Source organism: Xanthomonas hortorum (genome assembly GCF_040279205.1).
Taxonomy (GTDB): Bacteria; Pseudomonadota; Gammaproteobacteria; order Xanthomonadales; family Xanthomonadaceae; genus Xanthomonas; species Xanthomonas hortorum_F.
The window spans coordinates 47,191-69,803 of sequence record NZ_JBEOLS010000010.1 but is presented as its reverse complement, the minus strand read 5'-3'; the positions used below and the strand labels follow the sequence as shown (position 1 = coordinate 69,803).

The 22,613-nt window shown below is 66.1% G+C and carries 20 protein-coding genes and 1 other RNA gene; 17 read left to right on the top strand and 4 right to left on the bottom strand.

The window, feature by feature from the left end; genetic code table 11:
* Positions 1–240: 240 nt before the first annotated feature.
* The 7 genes from ABS769_RS06560 (at position 241) to ABS769_RS06530 (ending at position 6,670) form a co-directional block, all read left to right on the top strand.
* Entirely contained in the window at positions 241–873 is a 633-nt protein-coding gene (locus tag ABS769_RS06560; RefSeq protein WP_006449221.1) for a ParA family protein, read from the top strand.
* Between the two features lie 14 nt (positions 874–887).
* A complete protein-coding gene (locus ABS769_RS06555) occupies positions 888–1,364 on the top strand; it encodes a SixA phosphatase family protein (protein WP_023902098.1) in 477 nt (158 codons plus the stop codon).
* A 3-nt stretch (positions 1,365–1,367) separates the two neighbouring features.
* Positions 1,368–1,940 (top strand): YceI family protein, encoded by a 573-nt coding sequence (locus ABS769_RS06550; protein ID WP_023902099.1) that lies wholly within the window; start codon positions 1,368–1,370, stop codon positions 1,938–1,940.
* A complete protein-coding gene (locus ABS769_RS06545; protein WP_350498124.1) occupies positions 1,937–3,970 on the top strand; it encodes a phospholipase D family protein in 2,034 nt (677 codons plus the stop codon). Before ABS769_RS06550 ends, ABS769_RS06545 begins: the two co-directional genes overlap by 4 nt.
* A gap of 304 nt (positions 3,971–4,274) precedes the next feature.
* Positions 4,275–4,703 carry a hotdog fold thioesterase gene (locus ABS769_RS06540; RefSeq protein WP_317060857.1) on the top strand — a complete coding sequence of 143 codons (429 nt, stop codon included), beginning with the start codon at positions 4,275–4,277 and terminating at the stop codon, positions 4,701–4,703.
* A gap of 21 nt (positions 4,704–4,724) precedes the next feature.
* A complete protein-coding gene (locus tag ABS769_RS06535) occupies positions 4,725–5,621 on the top strand; it encodes a lysophospholipid acyltransferase family protein (RefSeq protein WP_317060856.1) in 897 nt (298 codons plus the stop codon).
* A 62-nt stretch (positions 5,622–5,683) separates the two neighbouring features.
* Positions 5,684–6,670, top strand: coding sequence for a YheT family hydrolase (locus ABS769_RS06530; RefSeq protein ID WP_317060855.1), 987 nt, complete (start codon positions 5,684–5,686; stop codon positions 6,668–6,670).
* Positions 6,671–6,674: 4 nt separating this feature from the next.
* On the opposite strand, the gene ABS769_RS06525 is transcribed toward ABS769_RS06530, so the two are convergent.
* Positions 6,675–6,749: non-coding RNA, sX9 sRNA (locus ABS769_RS06525), on the bottom strand.
* Positions 6,750–6,867: 118 nt separating this feature from the next.
* On the opposite strand from ABS769_RS06525, the gene ABS769_RS06520 reads away from it, so the two are divergent.
* A complete protein-coding gene (locus ABS769_RS06520; RefSeq protein WP_317060854.1) occupies positions 6,868–8,940 on the top strand; it encodes a tetratricopeptide repeat protein in 2,073 nt (690 codons plus the stop codon).
* A 174-nt stretch (positions 8,941–9,114) separates the two neighbouring features.
* Positions 9,115–9,726 (top strand): YbhB/YbcL family Raf kinase inhibitor-like protein, encoded by a 612-nt coding sequence (locus tag ABS769_RS06515; RefSeq protein WP_317060853.1) that lies wholly within the window; start codon positions 9,115–9,117, stop codon positions 9,724–9,726.
* Between the two features lie 262 nt (positions 9,727–9,988).
* Here the strand turns inward: ABS769_RS06515 and ABS769_RS06510 are convergent, their stop codons facing one another.
* Both ABS769_RS06510 and ABS769_RS06505 read right to left on the bottom strand, forming a co-directional pair.
* Complete coding sequence (locus ABS769_RS06510) at positions 9,989–10,798, bottom strand: META domain-containing protein (protein WP_317060852.1); 810 nt, start codon at positions 10,796–10,798, stop codon at positions 9,989–9,991.
* Positions 10,799–10,934: 136 nt separating this feature from the next.
* On the bottom strand, positions 10,935–11,729 hold the full coding sequence (locus ABS769_RS06505) for an undecaprenyl-diphosphate phosphatase (protein WP_043888822.1): 795 nt from the start codon (positions 11,727–11,729) through the stop codon (positions 10,935–10,937).
* Between the two features lie 221 nt (positions 11,730–11,950).
* Here ABS769_RS06505 and glnA point away from each other — a divergent pair, with 221 nt between their 5' ends.
* From glnA to ABS769_RS06470, 7 genes are all read left to right on the top strand, one after another.
* Complete coding sequence (gene glnA, locus ABS769_RS06500; protein ID WP_006449210.1) at positions 11,951–13,360, top strand: type I glutamate--ammonia ligase; 1,410 nt, start codon at positions 11,951–11,953, stop codon at positions 13,358–13,360.
* Positions 13,361–13,648: 288 nt separating this feature from the next.
* Complete coding sequence (locus ABS769_RS06495) at positions 13,649–13,987, top strand: P-II family nitrogen regulator (protein WP_002808480.1); 339 nt, start codon at positions 13,649–13,651, stop codon at positions 13,985–13,987.
* Between the two features lie 22 nt (positions 13,988–14,009).
* Positions 14,010–15,452 carry an ammonium transporter gene (locus ABS769_RS06490; protein WP_317060851.1) on the top strand — a complete coding sequence of 481 codons (1,443 nt, stop codon included), beginning with the start codon at positions 14,010–14,012 and terminating at the stop codon, positions 15,450–15,452.
* Positions 15,453–15,716: 264 nt separating this feature from the next.
* A complete protein-coding gene (locus ABS769_RS06485) occupies positions 15,717–16,772 on the top strand; it encodes a two-component system sensor histidine kinase NtrB (RefSeq protein ID WP_006449208.1) in 1,056 nt (351 codons plus the stop codon).
* Positions 16,765–18,195 (top strand): nitrogen regulation protein NR(I), encoded by a 1,431-nt coding sequence (ntrC, locus tag ABS769_RS06480; protein WP_006449207.1) that lies wholly within the window; start codon positions 16,765–16,767, stop codon positions 18,193–18,195. The genes ABS769_RS06485 and ntrC overlap by 8 nt, the downstream gene beginning before the upstream one ends.
* Positions 18,196–18,617: 422 nt before the next feature.
* Positions 18,618–19,220 carry a superoxide dismutase family protein gene (locus ABS769_RS06475; RefSeq protein ID WP_317060850.1) on the top strand — a complete coding sequence of 201 codons (603 nt, stop codon included), beginning with the start codon at positions 18,618–18,620 and terminating at the stop codon, positions 19,218–19,220.
* Positions 19,221–19,269: 49 nt separating this feature from the next.
* On the top strand, positions 19,270–19,917 hold the full coding sequence (locus ABS769_RS06470; protein ID WP_115037068.1) for a superoxide dismutase family protein: 648 nt from the start codon (positions 19,270–19,272) through the stop codon (positions 19,915–19,917).
* 218 nt (positions 19,918–20,135) lie between these two features.
* On the opposite strand, the gene ABS769_RS06465 is transcribed toward ABS769_RS06470, so the two are convergent.
* Complete coding sequence (locus ABS769_RS06465) at positions 20,136–21,020, bottom strand: hypothetical protein (RefSeq protein WP_317060849.1); 885 nt, start codon at positions 21,018–21,020, stop codon at positions 20,136–20,138.
* 88 nt (positions 21,021–21,108) lie between these two features.
* Between ABS769_RS06465 and ABS769_RS06460 the strand changes: the two genes are divergently transcribed.
* A complete protein-coding gene (locus tag ABS769_RS06460; protein WP_043888825.1) occupies positions 21,109–22,404 on the top strand; it encodes an acetyl-CoA C-acetyltransferase in 1,296 nt (431 codons plus the stop codon).
* The last annotated feature ends 209 nt before the right edge of the window (positions 22,405–22,613 follow it).

Here is a 22,613-nt window from a genome sequence, read left to right as displayed (position 1 = left end):
TGCGATGACAATGCGCTGCATGCAGAGCCGCCAATCGACACCACAGCGCGCGAGGTCATGACGCAGGCGCAGGGCGTGCAGAAGCTGCTGCACGCGCGCGCAGCACAGGGATTTTCCGAGCATGGATCACGGCTGTTGGAAGATCGCCCGGCTGGCAGTCGAGCGGTTTAACGTCTTTCGACTACTTCCTCACCGTGTCGCGGTGTACGCTGCCGGCTTGCTCCCGGAAGCGAGGCGTGCATGAAGACAGTCCTGGTGGCCGGCTCCAAAGGCGGCGTAGGCAAGACCACGATCGCCACCAATCTGGCCGCACATGCGGCCTTGCAGGGCCAGCGCACCGTGCTGGCAGATGCCGATCCGCAGGGCTCGTCCACGCGCTGGGCGCAGCGTCGCGCCAGTCTGGAAAGTGCGGTGCTGCCGATCGACGCCACCCGCCGTCGCAACTGGCAGGCCGCAGTGCCCGATGGCACCGATCAGCTGATCATCGATGCCCCGGCCGGGGCAATGGCCGACGACCTGAGCGGATTTCTGGACCACGTCGATGCCATCGTGGTGCCGGTGCTGTCCTCGGCACTGGATATCGAAGCGGTGGTGGGCTTTCTCAACACGCTGGCCAAGGTGCCGCGCGTGCACCAGCGCAAATTGCCGGTGGGCCTGGTGCTCAATCGCGCCCGTCCGTGGACCCAGACCTCGCAACAGGCTGCCGAGATGATCGGCACCTGGCCGTATCCGCTGGTGACCCAGCTGCGCGACACCCAGGCCTACGTGGTCATGGCCGGGCTGGGGCGCAGCTTGTTCGATTACCGCTCGGCGCAGGTGCGCGACCATCAACAGGACTGGGAGCCGCTGTTCAAGTGGCTCAAGAAGGCCTAAACCGGATAGTTTCTATGCGCGAATTGATCTTGTTGCGACACGCCCACGCCGAGCCGGCCGATACTGGCCAGGCCGATCTGGACCGCCCGCTGTCCCCGCACGGCATTGCCGAGGCGGAATCGGCCGGCCGCTGGCTGCGCGAGCAGCGCCTGGTGCCCGACCGCGTGCTGTGCTCGCCGGCCCGGCGCGCCCGCGAGACGCTGGAAGCGGTATTGGAGCTCACCGGCTATATCGAACAACGCCTGGACGAGCGCATCTACGAAGCGACGCCCGGCACCCTGGCCAGCCTGGTGGACGAACACCGCGACGCTGAGCGCTTATTGCTGGTGGGCCACAACCCCGGGCTGGAGCGGTTGGCAGCGCTGATGCACAGCGGCCAGACCGGCGACTACCGTGGCATGCCCACCGCCGCGATCGCTTTGCTGGCGCTGCCGCTGGAGGCCGCCATCGAACCGGGAATCGCCCGCCTGACCGCCTTCTGGTGGCCTTGATCCGTGTCATCGTCGCTGCGCTGGTACGCCTGGCTCGCGCTCTGGGTCGCTCTGCCCTGTATGGCGCAGCAGAAGGTGCATTCCATCGACCCGGTGCAATCGCGCTTCGGGTTCGAGATCAGAACGCGCTTCGGCATGAAGATCGAGGGGTTCTTCCCGCGTTTTCGCGGTGAACTGGTGGAGTTGCCCGACAAACGCCAGCAGGTGCGCTTCCGTCTGGACGCCACCCAGGTGGAAATCCCCGGCAAGGACCGCTACACCGCGTGGATGCGCGGCGAGGATTTCTTCGATGTCGCCCAGTACCCGGTGGTGGAATTCGAGTCGCTTCCCTACACCGAAGCGGTCGTGAAGCAGGGGGGCGACATCACCGGCAACCTGACCATTCGCGGAATCACGCACATCGAGACCCTGCATGTGGCGCCAGCTGAATGCGCGCGGCCGGGCTATGATTGCGACGTGATCAGTCGTGGGACGGTGCTGCGTGGACGTTACGGAATGAATGCGTGGCAGATGGCCCTGGGCGACAGGGTGACGTTCGTTCTGCGTGGGCGGTTGCAGGAGGCGCGGCGCCCGTGAGTTTCCTGTTGAGGGTGCTTGTGCTGGCAACGCTGTTGCTCGGCACCGGATGCGCCGGCCTGTCGCAAATCGAGCGCAACCGTGCAGCAGGCGTGGCTTCTGCCGCGCGCAGCACGCTGGTGAGCTGCCCCCAGGCCAATCGCTGTGCACTGTCCTCGCCGCTGCGCGCGCTGGGTGGCGAGGCGATCACCAGCTCCACTGCGGCTGCGCCGCGGCACTACGCCACCATCGTCGATCGTGGCGAAGAGTCGTTGGTCGCGCGGCTGAATCTGATCCGCAGCGCCACCCGCAGCATCGATCTGCAGACCTATATCTTCGACAAGGATGACAGCGCGCGCATGGTGCTGGATGCACTGATCGACGCGGCGCAGCGCGGGGTCAAGGTGCGCATCCTGATCGACCAGCTGTCGGCGATCGCCGATCTGCAGATTCTCGGCGCGCTGTCCAGCACCCATGAAAATCTGCAGCTGCGCATCTACAACCCCACCTTCGGCAAGGTCAAACTCAATTACTTCGACTATGCCGGCAGCGTGGTGTGCTGTTTCCGTCGCTTCAACCAGCGCATGCACAACAAGTTGCTGGTGGTGGACGATGTACTCGGCGTAGTCGGCGGCCGCAACTACCAGGACGACTATTTCGACTGGGACAGCGAATACAACTTCCGCGACCGCGACGTGATTCTGGCCGGCCCGGAAGTGCGTGCGATGGCGGCCAATTTCGACGCGTTCTGGCGCGCGCAGCGCAGCGTGCCGGCCGAGCGCTTGAACGATGTCGGCCGCCTGCTGCTGGAGCAAGGCGCGCCGAAAATGCCGCCGGCCGACATCCGCCGACCGGAGCGGGTGGCGCGCGTCGACCGTGAGGCGCGCGATGCGCAATTCATCCGCGATGCGTTCGTGACCCCGGCCATGCCAGTGCAGCGCGTGCTGTATGTGGCCGATCTGCCGCAGAAACACCGCAAGGAACATGCCGCCAAGGCGGTGTCCACCGCGCCGGAGCTGGACGGTCTGATTGCCGGTGCGCAGCAGGAAGTGCTGCTGCAGACGCCGTATCTGGTGTTGTCCGATGAGGCACAGGCGATCTTCCGCGCACTGCGCACGCGCCCGCAGCCGCCACGCATCGTGGTCTCGAGCAATAGCCTGGCGGCTACCGACAACCCGATCGTGTATGCGCTGTCGTACAAGTTCAAACGCCGCAACCTGCGCGAGCTGGGCTTCAACATCTACGAATTCAAGCCATTTCCGCTGAATGCACCGGTGGACTACGCCAATCTGGTGCCCGACCCGCTCAATCCGCAGGCCGCCGAGCCGGTCGAGGGCGACAGCAGCATCAATCGCGTGATCAGCGGCAGTGCGGCTGGCAACGCGGTGCGTGGCAGCGGTGGCAGCAATAGCAACAGTGGCGGCGGAACACCGGGGAGTGCCATTCGCGGCAGCGGTGGTGGCGCGGGGCGTGCGCCCGGCGGCAGCGAGGTCGACCGGCGTGTGCTGCGTACCGAAACGCGGCCCTCGTTCCTGGGCACACGTGCGGTCAACAAGCCGCTGCCGGTCACCCGCGCCGGCGCGCGCATGGGCCTGCATGCCAAGTCGTTGGTGGTGGACCGGCGCATCGGCGTGATCGGCACGCACAACTTCGACCCGCGCAGCGAGAACTACAACACCGAAGCGGCGGTGGTGATCGACGATGCGCGCTTTGCGCAGGCGCTGGCCGCCAGCATCGAGCGCGACATCGCCCCGGAAAATGCCTGGACCGTGGCCTCGCGCGAAAAGCCGCCGGTGCTGAGCGGACTGAACTACAGCGTGGGCAAGGTGTCCGAATCGTTGCCGGTGCTGGATTTCTGGCCCTGGCGCTATGCCACCAATTACGAATTCCAGCCTGGCCCCGGCTGCCCGTTTCCACTCAAGCGCCAGGACCCGCAGTTCCGGCAGTGCTATGTGGCGGTGGGCGACTTCCCCGAGGTCAACGTCGGCCCGAAGTGGTTGCTGGTGCGGATGCTGACCGCCTTCGGTGCCGGCCTGGTGCCGATTCTGTGATCGCATAGGCGCGCCGCTCACTGGCCGCTATCGTGACGATATGTCTCTGGCGCGGAGACGGAACTGCGCCTGGATCAATCAGGGCAGTCAGCGACAGTTGAACCAGATCCTCCGGGCGCAGATGCTGTTGCGATTCCCGATTCCCGATTCCCGATTCCCGATTCCCGATTCCCGATTCCCGATTCCCGATTCCCAATCCCCAATCCCCAATCCCCAATCCCCAATCCCCAATCCCCAATCCCCAATCCCCAATCCCCAATCCCCAATCCCCAATCCCCAATCCCCAATCCCCAATCCCCAGCCTATGACCTTCCGCGAACCCGTCGATCTAGCCGCCCTCAACGCCTCCAGCCGCGACACCTTGATCGAACATCTGGGCATCGTGTTCACAGACGCCGGCGAGGATTGGTTGCGCGCCACCATGCCGGTGGATTCGCGCACCAAGCAGCCGTACGGCTTGCTGCACGGCGGTGCGTCGGTGGTGCTGGCCGAAACCCTGGGCAGTAGCGCCGGCAATCTGTGCGTGGATATGACCACCCAGATGTGCGTGGGGTTGGAGATCAACGCCAACCATCTGCGTGCGGCGTATCAGGACGTGGTCACTGGCACCGCGCGCGCCGTACATATCGGGCGCAGTACGCAGGTGTGGGACATCACCATCGAAAACCCGGCCGGCAAGCGCGTGTGCGTCTCGCGGCTCACCTTGGCCGTGGTCCCGCGCAGCAATGGCTGAGCCCGCCGTGCAAGCACATGGGTGGAACAGCGCCACCCGCTGCCGGCACTGCGCGCGTGCCAAGCTGCTGTCACAATAGTCGCGCTTCCTTCCCCTGGTACCGGTCCCGTTCCTGCAATGAGCGAGTCATCCCTGGACGCCACGCGCGATGCTGGCGGCGTGCGTTGGTTCCGGTACCTGTATCGGGTACCGCTACTGCTGGTGCACCTGAGCATCTGTCTGCCGATCACCATGCTGTGCGTGGTGGCGCCGCCGCTGGCGCGCATCCGTACCGGCCACGACGACACCCTGGACGAGTGGATGATCCGCTGGTGGCAGGGCAATCTGATGCGCATCTTCGGATTTCGTTTGCGTCATTTCGGCACTCCGCTGCCGGGCGCTGCGCTGTTCGTCGCCAATCACGTCAGCTGGATCGACATCTCGATGCTGCACAGCCAACGCGTGATGGGCTTTGTGGCCAAGCGCGAGATCGCCGGCTGGCCGCTGGTGGGCTGGCTCGCGGCCAAGGGCCAGACCATCTTCCATCAGCGCGGCAATACCGAATCGCTGGGCGGCGTGCTGCAGGAAATGCTGGCGCGGCTGCGAAGCGGCAAGCCGGTGGGCGTGTTTCCGGAAGGGCGCACCCGCGGCGGCACCGAGGTCGGCCCGTTCCATGCGCGCATCTTCCAGGCCGCGGTCGAGGCCGGCGTGCCGGTACAACCGGTGGCGTTGCGTTACGGCGAGCGCGGCAATGCGCAGGCGGTGGTGGCGTTCGGCGAGCGCGAGAGCTTCTTCGACAACATCGTGCGTCTGCTCGGCGAGCCGGCGCGGCTGGCCGAAGTGCATTTTCTCGAGCCGATCCGCGCGCTGGATATCGACGGACGTCGCCGCCTGGCCGACACCTCGCGTCAACGCATCATTGCGGCCATGGAGTCCTAGCCCGCGATGCGTATGCTCATCACTCCTGCGGCCGACGCGACAGTGCCTGGCCCGATGAGCGCATGAACGTCTCCGACTATTCGCCGCCCCGCTGGTTGCGCAATCCGCATGTGCAATCGCTGCTGGGCAGCAGTGCGTTGCGCCGGATCCGTAGCCGCCAGTTGCTGGCCGCCAGCGGCGCGGTGACCAGCGAACATATTCTCGACGGCGGCGACGGCGTACGCCTGCAGGGCTGGATGAGTATCCCGCCCGGCGATACACCGGTGCGCGCCACCGTGCTGCTGCTGCACGGCTGGGAAGGCAGCGCCGATTCCAATTACATGCGGCTCACCGCTGCGCGCCTGCTGGGCCTGGGCTATCAGGTGTTCCGGCTGAATTTCCGCGACCACGGCGGCACCCATCACCTCAATGTGGATCTGTTTCACTCCGATCGCATCGATGAAGTGGTCAATGCTGCAGGCGATCTGTGGCGGCGCTTTCCCGCACCGCAGTTATTGGTGGCCGGTTACTCGCTGGGCGGCAATTTCGCACTGCGGCTCGCCTTGCGCGCGCCGGCGGCCGGCCTGCCGGTGGCGCGGGTCGCAGCGGTGTGTCCGCTGCTGGATCCGGCCGCCACCATGCTGCAGCTGGAAAAAGGCCCGCAGTTCTACGATTGGTATTTCCGCCGGCGCTGGCGCGAATCGCTGCTGCGCAAACGCAAGCTGTTTCCCGATCAGCACGGCTACGACGATGCCACCCTGGCGCTGGACATGCGCGGCTTGATGGCCTGGTTGGCCGAGCAGCACACCGGGCACGGCTCGCTGCAGGCGTATTTCGACAGTTATTCGATTGCCGGCGAACGCCTGGCCGGCTTGCAGGTGCCGGTCCATATCCTGATGGCCGAAGACGACCCGGTGATTCCGTTCGCCGATTTCGCCGGTTGGCATCTGCCCGCGCACGCGCAGCTGGAAATCGCGCGTTGGGGCGGCCACTGCGGCTTTCTGGAAAATGCCCGTGGCGATGGCTTCGCCGAACGTTGGGTGGCCGAGCGGCTGACCGCGCAGGCCTGAGAGCGGCGACAACCGTCGCGAGCAGCCGTCAGGTGGACGCGGATGGCGCACTCCGAACTGCAGTGTACGAGCGGCACCTGCCAACGGGCATCGGCCGCGCGCGCCTGGCGGCTGCGCAGCAGTGTTGATAGCCGCTTCGAGTCGGCGTCCCGCCGCGCATCGTTACAATAGGCGTTTGTCCTGGACACGCCGCCGCCATGCAAGACGCCATTCTTCAAGCCCTGCGCCGCAATGCGGCCGACGATGCGGTGGCGCTGGCCCGCGAGTGGGTCATCAGCGCGCCGGATAATGCCGCCACCCATCGCTGGCTTGGCCTGGCCCTGCAGCAGCAGGGTCAGCCAGCGCTGGCGCTGGCCAGTATCGAAACCGCGTTGACGCTGACGCCGGAAGATGCCGACCTGCATCTGCTGCGCGCCGGCTTGCTATTGGCCACGCGCGATCTGTCTGCGGCCGATGCCGCGTTGTCGCGCACCACCGCACTCGACCCGAACCAGTTCAACGCCTACGTGGTGCAGGCGCATCTGGCGGTGGCGCGCGGCGATCTGGATGATGCGCAGCGGCTGAGCCGCACCGCAGCGCGGTTGGCGCCGGAGCATCCGCAGCTGCTGGCCGTCGATGGTGTGGTGGAGCTGCGCCGCGGCCAGAGCGACCACGCGCTGTCGCTGCTCACCCGTGCCGCCGAGCAGTTGCCGGACGACCCGCGGGTGCTGTTCGCGCTGGGCTTTGCGTACCTGCAGAAAGAACACTTCGCGTTCGCCGAGCGCGCCTTCGAGCGCGTGGTCGAGCTCAATCCGCCGGGCACCGCGCTGCGCGCCTTCATCGCCCAGCTGGCCCAGCGGCAGGGTCGCCTGGACGATGCGCTGGCCGCGATGCAGGGTGTGTTCGCCCAGCCCGGTGGCGACATCCCGGCGATGCGCCGGCTCGCGGGCGAAATGGAATTGCAGGCCGGTCGCCCCGACCAGGCCGTGGCGCATTTGCGCCTGGCGCTTGCGCACTGGCCGGCCGACCGGCGCACGCTGCACGCGCTACTGACCGCCTGGGAGCGATTGGGCGCGGTCGACGACGCACGCGACACCCTGGACGCGGCGTTGGCCACCTCGGTCGGTGCGCATGATCTATGGCTGGCGCGGCTGGCGGTGGAGCCGGTCGGCGGACCGCAGGCGCAGGCGGTGATCGAGCGCTGGCTGCTGGGCATGCCCGAGCATCTGCCGGCGCTGGAAGCGCTGATGCGTGTGCACGACATGCAAGGCCATGCCGAAGAAGCCGAAATGGTGGCGCGGCAGATCGTGGCGGTGGAGCCGGGTCGTATCAGCGGCGAGCAGCGCATCGTTGAAGCCCTGCTGGAGCGCGACCCGCCGGCAGCGATCGCCTGCGTCCAATCCCTGATCGACTCGCTGCCCGAAAACCAGCAGACCGTGCTGCGGCCGTGGCTGGGCAATGTGCAGGACCGCGCCGGCCAGCCCGATGCGGCGCTGGCCACCTGGATGCAGTTCCAGCGCGAGCAGGCCCAGCACCGTCTGCCGTTGCCGCCGCAGGCCGCGAAGCAGCCGATGCAGTGGCCGGCGCTGGGCACCATTCCCGACACCGTCACCGCGCGCCCGCTGTTCGTCTGGGGCGTGCCCGGCTCGCATGTCGAACGCCTGATCGCAGTGATGGGCGCGGCCACCCCGCTGGTGCGCGACGACCGTTACGGCACCACTCCGCCGTCCGACGCGCTGCAGAGCTATCGCAGCGTCGAACAGCTGGCCTCCGGCGAACTGGCGCCGCTGGCGCTGGTGGAAGGCTGGAAGGCGCAGTTGCCGCGGCGCGGTATCGACGACGGCAACGTCATCGACTGGCTGCTGTGGTGGGACAACACCTTACTCACTGCACTGCGCCCGCACCTGCCCGAAGGCCGGCTGGCAATCGCGCTGCGCGACCCGCGCGACATGCTGCTGGACTGGTTGTCGGCCGGTGCGCCTGCGCCGTTGGCCGTGCAATCGCCGCAGCAGGCCACCGACTGGTTGCTGGCGGCGCTGGAGCAGCTCGCCGTGCTGCACGAGCGCGATCTGTATCCGCACCGGATCATCCGCCTGGACGGCATCGAGAGCGACCCGCAGGGTATTTCCACCGCGCTGGAACAGGCCTTCGGGCTGAGCTTCCCGCTGATCGAGCCGCGCGGCCCCGCACGTCTGGCATCGGGCCGCTGGCGCAACTATCGCAGCGTGCTGGGCGCGCAATTCGATCTGCTCACCCTGATTGCAGTGCGCTTCGGTTATCCGCAGGACTGAGCGGCGACCGAAATGGCTGCGCTCACTGTCGGGTGGGCGCGGCATTGTTCGCTGGCGTGATGAACCGGCAGCGATACACCCAACCGAGCGCATCAGAGGGTTCCATTGCGATGGCTTCCACTGCTGCGCGGATGCGGGCACCCTGAGCTGCATCGATTCCCACGGAGACCCTGCATGCGCCTGACCAGCAACAGCATCGAAAACGGCAAGCCCATCGCGGTGGAGTTTGCGGCCGGCACGCCGGAGGGCTTTGCGCCCAACCGCAACCCGCATCTGGCCTGGAGCGAGGTGCCCGAAGGCACGCGTTCGTTCGCGCTGCTGTGCCTGGACCCGGATGTACCGACCGTGCCGGAAACCGTGGGCCGCGACGATGTGCAGATTCCGGTCGACCAGCCACGCACCGATTTTGTGCATTGGGCCATGGCCGACATCCCCGCTGAAGTGCACGAGATCGCCGCAGCCAGTTGCAGCGACGGCTTCGTGCCCAAGGGCAAGCCGCAGCCGGCCGGCCCGGCCGGGGCGCGTCAGGGTCTGAATTCGTACACCGAATGGTTTGCCGGCAGTGCCGACATGGCCGGCAACTACCTGGGCTACGACGGGCCGTATCCGCCGTTCAACGACTTGCGCGTGCACCGCTATTTTTTCCGCGTCTTCGCGCTGGATGTTGCGCAGCTCAGCCTGCCCGAGACCTTCACCGCGGCCGATGTGCTGTCGGCGATCCAGGGCCACGTGCTGGCCGAAGCGGCGTTGCATGGCACCTATACGTTGAATCCGTCGCTGCGCTAAGAGCGCCTAACAACGGCTGTGCCGTCGTCATGCGGGCGCCGTCGCTGCCGAGGAGAGCTGCCGGTTCACACGTTGCCCGGCGGCTCGGTCGCGGCATCCATCAATCGATCACTTCACTCCTGCATGACGTCCGCGTCCGACCTGACGACCGCTCGCTATCTGTTGGTAGTTACTGTCAGTAGCCTGCATCTGCACGTCGCATCTGCGCGCGTTGATCGCATCGGCGATCACGCGATTACGCCACGCAGTCAAAACTCGACTGCTAACCGCTGGCTTCGATCATCTGATTGAGCACATATACCGGTGCGCCGTCTGCGCCTGCAGCAGCGGGATAACGCGTGACCCGCAGCAAGGTGCGGATGCCGGTTTCGTGCTCGAAGCCTTCGATCTTGCCCTCGAAGGTTTGCCAGCGCTGGGTGACGGGCTGTCCCGTTGCATCCTGCTCGCGTAGCTGCAGGCATTGGCGCGACGGGTCGGAGGCGCACGCCACCGTCTCGGCGGCCACTTCGATCAACACCGTCTGGCCGGGGCCGCCATAGCGGGTGTCTGCGGTGGCGATGCCACCGAAGACCAGGCGGGTGCCATCGCTGCGGGTCAGGGTCAGTCGCGGCGCGGTCTGCGCGCTATTCAACGCCACCGCGAAGCGGCCGGACAGCAGCTCGCTGGCGGCGCGTTCCTGCGCCATCCGCCGTGATTCGGCACACAGACGTTTGCTCGACACCACCCGGCCGATCTGCAACTGCGCCTCGGCCACGCTGTAATTGGCGCCCAGCGCATTGCAGGTCTGGCTGACCTGGATGCGTTCATCGCTGAAATCCAGTTGCAGTGGCGCAGTGCCCTCGACAAACAGGCTGCGCAACGCGGTGCCGTGCGCATCGCTGGCCTGCTGCAACTGCCAGTGCTGTGCGCGCAGGGCGGCCCGCAGCGGGGCATTGTCGGCGGCCGGTGCGGCTACCGCATCGGCCTGCGCGGCAGCGCTGGGGGAGGAGCCGGGTGCATCCGGCGAAGCGCCCGACCCGCAGGCCGTCACGCCCGCCGCCAGCAGTGCAGGGGCGAAGAACACGGCACGCATGGGCGGCTCCCGGTGATCAATGCCTCAGTGATACCGCCACCGCGCGGCCAGGGCAATGACGGGCGTCACTGCCTGGAGCGTGCCACGCCTGTCGCGCTCGCTTGAACAGGCTTGCCGCGCGGCGGCAGTTGAGGCGTCAGGCCGCAGCCGGCAGCCACAACAGCAAGGCTGCGCCAAGCACGATGCGATAAACCGCAAACACCGTGAAGCGATGCTTCTTGATGTAGCCCAGCAGCCACTTCACCACCACAAAACCGGTAATGGTCGCCGCCACGAAGGCCACCGCCACATCGGCCCAGTTCTCGCTGCCGAAGCCGCCTTCCTTGTACATCTCCAGCAGCGCATAGCCACTGGCCGCGAACATGGTCGGGATGCCCACCATGAACACGAAATCCGCCGCCGCCGAGCGCTTGCTCAGGCCCAGCAGCATGGCCAGGAAGATCGCCGAGGCCGAGCGCGAGGTACCGGGAAACACGCCGGCCACCACCTGCGCCAGGCCGACTGCGATGGCCACCTTCCAGGTCACCACGTCGCGCTCGGGCAATTTGCCGGCAAAGTGCTCGGCCACCAGCATCCACAGCCCGCCGATCAGCAGCGCCCAGGCCACCGGATGTACGGTTTCCGGCAGCTGCCAGCCGGCCTTGCGCACGATCAGCCCGACTACTGCAGTGACCAGGAAGGCCACGCCGATCTTGAGCACGTAGTCGCGATTGTCGCGTTGGCCCAGGCCGGTGGCCAGGGTCCACAGCTTCTGCCGCAGCGCCAGGCAGATCGCCAGGATCGCGCCGGCCTGGATGACGATATTGAAGAAGTCAGAACGGCGGCCGAGCCATTGTTCGGCGATCAGCAGGTGGCCGGTGCTGGAGATCGGCAGGAATTCGGTCAAGCCTTCGAGAATGCCCAACAGCAGGGCGGAGATCAGATCGGACATCGGACTGGGGAGAGGGTGGGGGAGGCGTCAGGATAGTGCATTGCGGCATGCACCATATCGGTGCGCATTGCGATCAATTAGCACCACCAGGGTGCTATTGAAGCCTGAGCGACCTCTAGCGATGCAAGCAAAATCAACGACTTGTGAAAGTATGACGCTTGGCACGGTCCCTGCTGTAGTACCGCCCACGAGCCACTTAACTTCCCCTGAGGTTTCTTCCGATGTCCGTGGAAAATGTTGAAAAGCTGATCAAGGACAACAAGGTCGAGTTCGTCGACCTGCGCTTCGTCGATATGCGTGGTGTACAGCAGCACATCACCTTTCCGGCCAATATCATCGAGCCGGCGTTGTTCGAAGAAGGCAAGATGTTCGATGGCAGCTCCATCGCGGGTTGGAAGGGCATCAACGAGTCGGACATGGTCCTGCTCCCGGACGCAGGCACCGCTTATCTGGATCCGTTCTTCGCCGATCCGACCATCGTGCTGACCTGCGACATCCTCGATCCGGCCACCATGCAGAGCTATGAGCGCGACCCGCGCGGCATCGCCAAGCGTGCCGAGGCCTACCTGAAGTCCTCCGGCACCGCCGACCAGGCGTTCTTCGGCCCGGAGCCGGAATTCTTCATCTTCGATTCGGTGCGCTTCGCCAACGACATGGGCCACACCTTCTTCCAGGTCGGCTCGGAAGAGGCCGCCTGGAACACCGGCGCCAAGTACGACGGCGGCAACAGCGGCTACCGGCCCGGCGTGAAGGGCGGCTACTTCCCGGTTCCGCCGACCGACACGCTGCACGACCTGCGTGCGGAAATGATCAAGACGCTGGAACAGGTCGGCATCGAGACCGAAGTGCACCACCACGAAGTGGCCACCGCCGGCCAGTGCGAGATCGGCACCAAGTTCAGCTCGCTGGTGCAAAAGGCCGACGAACTGCTGACGATGAAGTACATCATCAAGAACGTCGCCTATCGTAACGGCAAGACCGCGACCTTCATGCCCAAGCCCATCGTGGGCGACAACGGCTCGGGCATGCACGTGCACCAGTCGTTGACCAAGGGCGGCGTCAACCTGTTCTCCGGCGACGGCTACGGCGGCCTGTCGCAGATGGCGCTGTGGTACATCGGCGGCATCTTCAAGCACGCCCGTGCGATCAACGCCTTCTCCAACTCCGGCACCAACAGCTACAAGCGTCTGGTCCCGGGTTACGAAGCGCCGGTGATGCTGGCCTATTCGGCCCGCAACCGCTCGGCCTCGTGCCGCATTCCGTGGGTCACCAACCCGAAGGCACGCCGCATCGAGATGCGCTTCCCCGATCCGTTGCAGTCCGGCTACCTGACCTTCACCGCGCTGATGATGGCCGGCCTGGACGGCATCAAGAACCAGATCGACCCGGGCGCGCCGAGCGACAAGGATCTGTACGACCTGCCGCCGGAAGAAGAAAAGCTGATCCCGCAGGTCTGTTCCAGCCTGGACCAGGCGCTGGAAGCGCTGGACAAGGACCGCGAGTTCCTCAAGGCCGGCGGCGTCATGAGCGACGACTTCATCGACGGCTACATCGCGCTGAAGATGCAGGAAGTCACCAAGTTCCGTGCTGCGACCCATCCGTTGGAGTACCAGCTGTACTACGGCAACTGAGTTCCACCGCGGTGATGGCGGAGGCCCCCCCTCCCACCTCCGCCATCGCCGCCCATGTTCGATAGGTCCATGGTCCATGCCGTGGACTTGCAGGGGTCTTGATAAGGGTATTGAGAGAGCACTGGATCGCGACGCGCGGGCCTGACCTCTCCCACGAGGCGGATGCACTGGCATCCGCTGGGGTCTGCGTGCTCGCGAACGAGCGGATGCCGGGGTTGGCATCCAGGGGAATGACACCGCCGGGCGGCGCAATGCCGGCCGGTTTTTTCCACCATTCGGGGTATGCGCATGAAATTGATCACCGCCATCATCCGGCCGTTCAAGCTCGACGAGGTCCGTGAGGCCTTGTCCGCAGCGGGCGTGTCGGGCATCACCGTGACCGAGGTCAAGGGTTTCGGACGCCAGAAAGGCCACACCGAGCTGTACCGCGGCGCCGAGTACGTCGTCGACTTCCTGCCCAAGATCAAAATCGAGACGGTGGTGACCGACGACCGGCTGGATGCGGTGGTCGAGGCGATCCAGAACGCCGCCGGCACCGGCAAGATCGGCGACGGCAAGATCTTCGTGACCGCGATCGAGCAAGTCGTGCGCATCCGTACCGGCGAGATCGGCGCCGATGCGCTCTGAATCCCCCACCCCAGGAGTCCTTATGAAGACAGGTCTTTTCGCCGGGTGGAAAGCCCGGTTCTACAGCGTCTGCATGCTGATGCTGTTCAGTGCGCTGGTGGTGGGCGGCATGAGTAGCGCGCATGCGCAATCCACCCCGCAGGTCACCCCGTTGCCGACCGAGCCGGTCACCACCGAACCGCTGCCGTCCGCGCAGCCGGAAGCCGCTCCCGTGGCGGCCGCCGAGGCTGCACCCGTGGTCGAGAAGGGCGATGTCGCCTGGATGCTGACTTCCACGTTGTTGGTATTGCTGATGGTGGTGCCGGGTCTGGCGCTGTTCTATGGCGGCATGGTGCGCGCCAAGAACGTGCTGTCGGTGCTGATCCAGGTCGCTGTGGTGTTTTCACTGCTGACCATCCTGTGGGTGCTCTACGGCTATAGCCTGGCGTTCTCCGGCGAAGGTCCGTGGATCGGCAATCTGGACAAGGCACTGCTCAAGGGCGTGACCATCGAAACCCTGTCGGCCACCTTCACCAAGGGTGTCAGCCTGCCGGAATACGTGTTCGTGGCGTTCCAGGCGACCTTTGCCGGCATCACTGGCGCGCTGATCGTCGGTGCCTTTGCCGAACGCGCCAAGTTCGCCGCGGTGCTGCTGTTCTCGGTGATCTGGTTCACCTTCGGCTATCTGCCGCTGGCGCACATGGTCTGGGCCACCGGTGGCTATCTGTTCGGGCTGGGTGCGCTGGATTTTGCCGGTGGCACGGTGGTGCACATCAACGCCGGTATCGCCGGTCTGGTCGGCGCCTACTTCGTCGGCAAGCGTGCCGGGTTGGGGCGTGAGGCGATCAAGCCGCACAACGTGACCCTGACCTTCGTCGGCGCCTCGCTGCTGTGGGTGGGCTGGTTCGGCTTCAATGCCGGCTCCAACCTGGAAGCCAATGCCGGTGCGGCGCTGGCCTTCCTCAACACCTTGCTGGCTACTGCTGCAGCGGTGCTGGGCTGGTCGTTGACCGAAAAGATCATCAAGGGCAAGTCCTCCGCTCTGGGTGTGGCTTCGGGCATGGTTGCCGGCCTGGTCGGCATCACCCCGGCCTGCGGCACGGTGGGTCCGTTCGGCGCGATCGTGATTGGCCTGGCCGCCGGCGTGCTGTGCGTGTGGGGTGTCACCGGTCTCAAGCGCCTGCTCGGTGCCGACGACAGCCTGGACGTGTTCGGCGTGCATGGCCTGGGCGGCATCATCGGCGCGATCCTGACCGGCGTGTTTTCGGCGGCCTCGCTGGGCGGCCAGAAGGGCGGTGATTACGACATCGTGCATCAGGTCGGCATCCAGGCACTGGGCGTAGGCATCACCCTGGTGTGGATCGGCGTGGTCTCGGTGGTGGGGTTCCTGGTGGCCAAGCTGGTATTCGGCCTGCGCGTCACCGAAGAAGCCGAGCGTGAGGGGTTGGACATCACCTCGCACGGCGAAGCCGCATACGAGTCTTGAGCATGAACACCCGCAGCCATGCCGCTGCGGGTGGCACGACGACCCGGCCGGGACTGCCCGCCGGGTCCGTTTTTTCCCGCGGCGCTGGTTGGCGCGGGTCAACTGCCGAGGTGTCTGCATGACCAGCCCCACGCCTGTCCCTGTCGGCGCGGATGTGCGCTGGATCGATGCACGCCACCGCGCTTCTGCCCCGAATTCTTCTCTGCATGCTTCGTCAAGCGCGACATCCGCGCACGTCGATTCTGCTTGCACTAAATTGGTGCAATGGTGATTTCTTCTTCGATGCCATCGCTGGACAGCCTGGGCACCCCGGTGGCCTGGGCCGACCGCGAGGGCCGTGTGCTGGGCGTCAATCCAGCCTTCGCGCGCTGGCTTGGCGTCAGCGCACGGCGACTGGTCGATCAACCGCTGGCCGCGCTGGAAGTACAGGGCGATGCGCTCGCCCGCTTCCTGCTCAACGACGAACGCGATGTGCTGCGTCTTCATCGGCTGGCCCTGGGCCTGCCCAACGACGCACCGCGCTTTGCCGAAGGCTGGCTGTCGCGGCTGGACGACGGCGGTTGGCTGCTGGAAACCCACCCGGTCGACGAATTCCCCGCGCTGGATCCCACCCATGCACTGCCTAACGCCCTCAGCGCTGCGCTCAAGGGTCTGGCGCACGAGCTGCGTAATCCGCTGGCCGGGTTAAAGGGCGCCGCACAGCTGCTGGCACGCCGTTCGGCCGGGCGCGACGAGGACGAGCGCGAGCTGATCGAGTTGATCGGCACCGAGATCGAACGCCTCAACACCTTGCTCGAACGCTTGCTCTCGCCCACGCCGGCGCGCCCGCACGACCGCCTCAACATCCACGTCGTGCTCGAGCGAGTATTGCGCCTGGCCGAGGCCGAGGGGGGGTGGTCGGTGCAGGTGCAACGCGATTACGACCCCAGCATTCCCGACATCCTTGGCGATGGCGATCGCCTCACCCAGGCGGTCTGGAATCTGGTGCGCAACGCGTTCCAGGCCGGCGCCACCCGGGTGACGTTGCGCACCCGCGTCGAACATGGCCAGCGCATCCGCGACCGCGTGCATGCGATGTCGCTGCGGCTGGAGATCATTGACGACGGCGGCGGTGTGCCCGAAGAACTGGCCGAACACCTGTTCCTGCCGCTGGTCAGCGGGCGCGCCGAAGGCAGTGGCCTGGGCCTGGCGCTGGCCCAGCAGGTCTCGCGTGAACACCACGGCACCCTGACCTACCGCTCGCGTGCCGGCCATACCGTTTTCACCCTGCTGCTGCCCGAGCTGGCCGGCGATCACGACAAGGAGCATCTGCATGGCTGAGGCCGCCGCCGCATCCCACCATATCTGGGTGGTCGACGACGACCGTTCGGTCCGCTTCGTGCTGTCCACTGCTTTGCGCGATGCGGGCTACGCCGTGGATGGCTTCGAGAGTGCCGCCGCTGCGCTGCAGGCACTGGCCATGCGGCCCACGCCCGATTTGCTGTTTACCGATGTGCGCATGCCCGGCGAAGACGGCCTGACCCTGCTCGACAAACTCAAGTCCAAGCACCCGCAATTGCCGGTGATCGTGATGTCGGCGTACACCGATGTGGCCAGCACTGCCGGCGCGTTTCGCGGCGGCGCGCACGAGTTCCTCTCCAAGCCGTTCGACCTGGATGACGCGGTGGCCCTGGCCGCACGTGCGCTGCCGGATGCCGATGCCGGCGTCGACGCATTGGTCGGCGTGCCGGTGGCGCAAGGCTCGGCCGCGCTGATCGGCGACACCCCCGCGATGCAGGCATTGTTTCGCGCCATCGGCCGGCTCGCGCAGGCACCGCTGTCGGTGCTGATCAACGGCGAAACCGGCACCGGCAAGGAACTGGTCGCACGCGCCCTGCACAACGAATCGCCGCGCGCGCGCAAATCCTTCGTCGCACTCAATACCGCCGCCATCCCCGCAGAGCTGCTGGAAAGCGAATTGTTCGGCCACGAAACCGGCGCTTTCACCGGTGCCACCAAACGGCACATCGGCCGCTTCGAACAAGCCGATGGCGGCACGCTGTTTCTGGACGAAATCGGCGACATGCCGCTGCCGCTGCAGACCCGTTTGCTGCGCGTGCTGGCAGAGAACGAATTCTTCCGTGTCGGTGGGCGCGAACTCATCCGTGTCGACGTGCGCGTGATCGCCGCCACCCACCAGGACCTGGAAGCGCTGGTCGAACAAGGCCGCTTCCGTGCCGACTTGTTGCATCGCCTGGACGTGGTGCGTCTGCAATTACCGCCGCTGCGCGAACGCCGCGGCGACATCGCGCAACTGGCAGAAAACTTCCTGGCCATGGCCGGTCGCAAGCTCGACATGCTGCCCAAACGGCTGTCGTCGGCCGCCTTGGAAGGCCTGCGCCACTACGACTGGCCCGGCAACGTGCGCGAACTGGAAAACGTCTGCTGGCGCCTGGCCGCCTTGGCCACCGCCGACATCATCGACGTGGTCGATGTGGAAGCCGCATTGGCGCGTGGCGGCCGTCGCCAACGCGCCGGGCGCAGCGACGGGCAATGGGACGAGATGCTGTCCAGCTGGGCCGCGCAACGCCTGAGCGAAGGCGCCCAGGGCCTGCACGCCGAGGCCCGCGAACGCCTCGACAAGACCCTGCTCGAAGCCGCCCTGCAACTCACCCAGGGCCGCCGCGCCGAGGCCGCCGCACGCTTGGGCTTAGGCCGCAACACCGTCACCCGCAAACTCGGCCCAGGGCGCAAACGCCGCTGATGTATCGCCTGGCCCCGGCTAAAGCCCGCTGCGCTGGAAGAAGGAACGGCGCGTAAGCGATACAGGCTTACCGCAATCGTGCATCAGACCGCACGCGGAGTTGAGCCCCTCTCCCGCCGGGAGAGGGGTTGGGGTGAGGGTACGGGGCGATGCCTCACGCACCCAAACTTCATTAGCGCTTCGCCCGCACCCTCATCCGGCGCTACGCGCCACCTTCTCCCGGCGGGAGAAGGAAACAACGCACGCGATCCAGGCTTATCGCAATCGCACATCGGTGCTACCGCGCATCCGTCGACCCGCACCTCAAAACAACCCGACCACCCACACCAACCCCGTAAACTCCCGATCAGCCGGCAAGCGCATTTCATGACACGTGAACATGTGCCCGCATAGGTTTCCAGCCTGATCAGGAGAACAGCTCGATGCGTTACCGGTCGTCCACGATCGTCGCCCTCACCGCTCTGGCGCTGGCCGCCTGCAGCAGCACGCCACCCCCGCCGAAGACACCGCCACCGCCAGTGGCGCGTGTCGTGCCCACCCGTCCGGTGCAACAGGCCGAAGCGGTGCTGGCCTCGGCCTCGGGCAGTCTGGTCAGCGGTCGGGTGGTGCTGGTACCTGCGTTACAGGGAATCCGCATCACCGGCACCGTCGGTGGCCTGCGCCCGGGCGGTGTTGCCGGCTTCCATGTCCACGAGCGCGGCGATTGCAGTGCCGCCGATGCCAGCAGCGCGGGCGCGCATTTCAATCCGACCGGTGCACCGCACGGGCGCGCCGGTAGCAATCCCCACCACGCGGGCGACATGGACAATCTGCGCGCCGATGCCGAAGGCATTGCGCACCTGGACATGATCATTGCCGGCATCACCCTGGGCGATGCCGCGCCCACCGATGTGATCGGCAAGGCGCTGATCGTGCATGCCGATCCAGACGACTATCGCAGCCAGCCCAGTGGCAATGCCGGCGCACGTCTGGCCTGCGGCGTCATTCGCGTCACCCAATGGCGCACACCCCCTTCGCAGCCCTGAGTTGGGGCATCCATGGCCGCAACTGCGGCCTCTCTACAGGAGTTTTTTCATGCGCATTCTTCCCACGACGTTGTTCCTGGCCACTGCGTTGGTGCTGACCGCGTGCAAGCGCGACGAACCGGCACCGGCCGATCCCGCACCCGCACCGCAGGCCGGCACGCCAGCCGAAGCGGCGCATGGTGGCGAGCATGCCGCCTCCATGGTCACCGAAGCGGCAGCCACCACCACCGCAACCGCCGAGCTCAAGCCGACCAAGGGCAATGAGGTCAAGGGCACGGTGAGCTTCAAGACCGTCGACGGCGCGCTGCGCGTCACCGGCCAACTGAGCGGCCTCAAGCCCAACAGCGAGCACGGCTTCCACATCCACGAAAAGGGCGATTGCAGCGCACCGGACGGCAGCAGTGCCGGCGGGCATTTCAACCCGGCCCAATCCGACCACGGCACCGTCAGCGCCGACCCGCATCACGGTGGCGACATGCCCAACATCAAGGCCGACGCGCAGGGCAATGCCAGCATCGATGGCCCGGTCTCGAGCAACGTCAATCTCGGCAAGGCCGACCAGTTCGATATCGCCGGCCACGCCGTGATCGTGCATGCCGACGCGGACGACTACAAAACCCAGCCCACCGGCAACGCCGGCGGCCGTCTGGCCTGCGGCGTGATCACCACCGACAACGCGCCGGCTGCGACCAAGTAAGCCAAAGAAACGGGCAGACAAACAGACGCCGCAGTGATCGATCACTGCGGCGTTATTTGTTTGGTACACACCTGCCAAGCATTGGTGCTGGTTTCAGTGCACGGACCAGTTCAGCACATGGATGTAAGGCGCTTAGACGCGTGCCACGTCCGTCACTGAAAACGCCGGTTTTCCAGTACGCGCCAACAGTTCAACGTTCAAAGTAACCGGTGCGTTGCTTACGCAGCCAACGCCTGACGCGGATCCTGCCCCGGTTCCACATGCACATACAGCACTGGCAGCCCATGCGCCTCCAGCACGGCGGCCATCTGTCGCTGGCGGGAGAGGTATTGCTCGTAGACGCCGCGCAGACGCTCGCAGTTTTCGCGATCGTGCGTGTAGTAATCGCACCAGCCGGCCGGGTCGAACAGCGCGATACGCACTTCGCCGTCGACATAGCGCAGCACCGGCTCGGGCGTCTGCTCCAGCCACTCTTCGGTATGCGGCGCCAGCAGGGCGGCTTCGATCAGCGGCCACAACGGGGCCAGGCCCTGGTTGTCGTACTGCATCGAAATCATCGCGGCCAGATCGTTCGCGGTGAGATACCGCGCGTGTTCGATGCGTGCGCCGAAGCTTTCTTGCGCCAGCAGCGCGGTATCGGCCTGCGCCATGCCCTGGGCCAGCAGCACTTCCTCCATCGCATCGGCCACGGTGGCGACGATGTCCGGATCGCCAGACAACAGGAACGGCAGCACGCGCAGGCCGCCCCCAGTGAGTTGTGCATCGGCCTGGAACGGCAACGGAATCTCGCCCTGCGCATCGGCACCGAAGGCCAGCACGCGCGGGCCCTGATCGCGTCCTGGTGCGCGCGCCTGCAGCTCTTCCAGCCGGCGATGCAGCGGCCAGCCCGGCCGCAGCACTTCGGCCGGGTCGAAATGCGCCATCGCCACGCTCAGCTCCAGCGCGCGGATCTCCGGGATCCACTGCGCCAGGTCGCGGCCGATACGTTCGGCCAGCATGCCGGCCTGCTCGGGCGCCAAGGCGCCGCGCTCGGGGGCGCTGCCGCCCGTCAATTCCAGCGCCATCACACCCATGGCGGTCACGCCGTGTTCGGTCTTGCTCATGATTCGCGGTTGGCCCATCACGGGGTCGAAGCTACACTGCGGCCATTATGCCTGCCGGCCCTGTGCAGGCCATGTCCCCGAGTCCTCCATGCCAGGTCAACCGATGCCAGCAGCCCGTCCCGTCGCCATCTTGGGCGGCGTTCGTATCCCGTTCTGTCGTCAGAACACCGCATACGCGGATGTGGGCAACCTGGGCATGTCGGTGCGCACGCTGGGCGCGCTGGTCGAGCGCTTCGGGCTGCATGGGCAGCAACTGGGCGAAGTGGCGATGGGGGCGGTGATCAAGCACTCCTCGGACTGGAATCTGGCCCGCGAGGCGGCGCTGTCGTCCGGCCTGTCGCCGCTGACGCCGGGCATCACCCTGCAGCGCGCCTGCGGCACCAGCCTGGATTCGGTGATCACCATCGCCAACAAGATTGCGCTGGGCCAGATCGATTCGGGCATCGGCGGCGGTTCGGACACGACGTCCGAAGTGCCGATCGTCTACGGCAAGAAGCTGCGCGCGCGGCTGCTGGCCGCCAACCGGGCCAAAGCCACCGGCGACAAGCTCAAGGCGCTGCTGCGTGGCTTCAAGTTCGGCGAGCTCAAGCCCGAGTTCCCCGGCGTGGCCGAGCCGCGCACCGGCAAGAGCATGGGCGACCACTGCGAGGACATGGCCAAGGAATGGAACATCGCGCGCGATTCGCAGGACGCGTGGGCGGTGGCCTCGCATCACAAGCTGGCGGCAGCGTATGAGCGCGGCTTCTTCGATTCGTTGATCGCCCCGTTCCGCGGTGTCTCGCGCGACAATATTTTGCGTGCCGACACCTCGCTGGAAAAACTCGCCACGCTGCGCCCGGCGTTCGACAAGACTTCCGGCCGCGGCACGCTGACCGCAGCCAATTCCACCCCGCTCACCGACGGCGCCGCTGCGGTGCTGTTGTCCAGCGAAGCCTGGGCGCTGGCGCACGGCCACACCCCGATGGCCTATCTGCGCGATGCACAGGTGGCGGCGGTGGATTTCGTGCATGGCGAAGGCCTGCTGATGGCGCCGACCATTGCAGTGCCGCAGATGCTGGCGCGCCAGGGCCTGACCTTGCAGGACTTCGACATCTACGAGATCCACGAGGCGTTCGCCGCCCAAGTGTTGTGCACGCTGCGCGCCTGGGAAAGCGAAGATTACTGCCGCAATCGCCTTGGTCTGGATGCGCCGCTGGGCCGTATCGACCCGGACAAGATCAACCCACTGGGCTCGTCGCTGGCGACCGGCCACCCGTTCGCCGCCACCGGCGCGCGCGTGGTGGCAACCGCCGCCAAACAGCTGGAAGAACGCGGCGGCGGGCGTGCGTTGATTTCGATCTGTACGGCCGGCGGCATGGGCGTGGTCGCCATCGTCGAGCGCTGACGCTGCTGCGCAGCGGGATTAGGCATTCGGGATTGGGGATTCGTAAGTGCAAAGCTCTTAATTTTGCGAATCAGGACATTACCTATCCCGAGGCCTTGTGTCGCGATCTTCGCAGACCTTCGCAGGCCCGGTGAACGTTGGGAGTGGCACTCCCGCTCAGATCCACAAAACAAAAAAGCCCCGGACATGCCGGGGCTTTTCAGTTAATC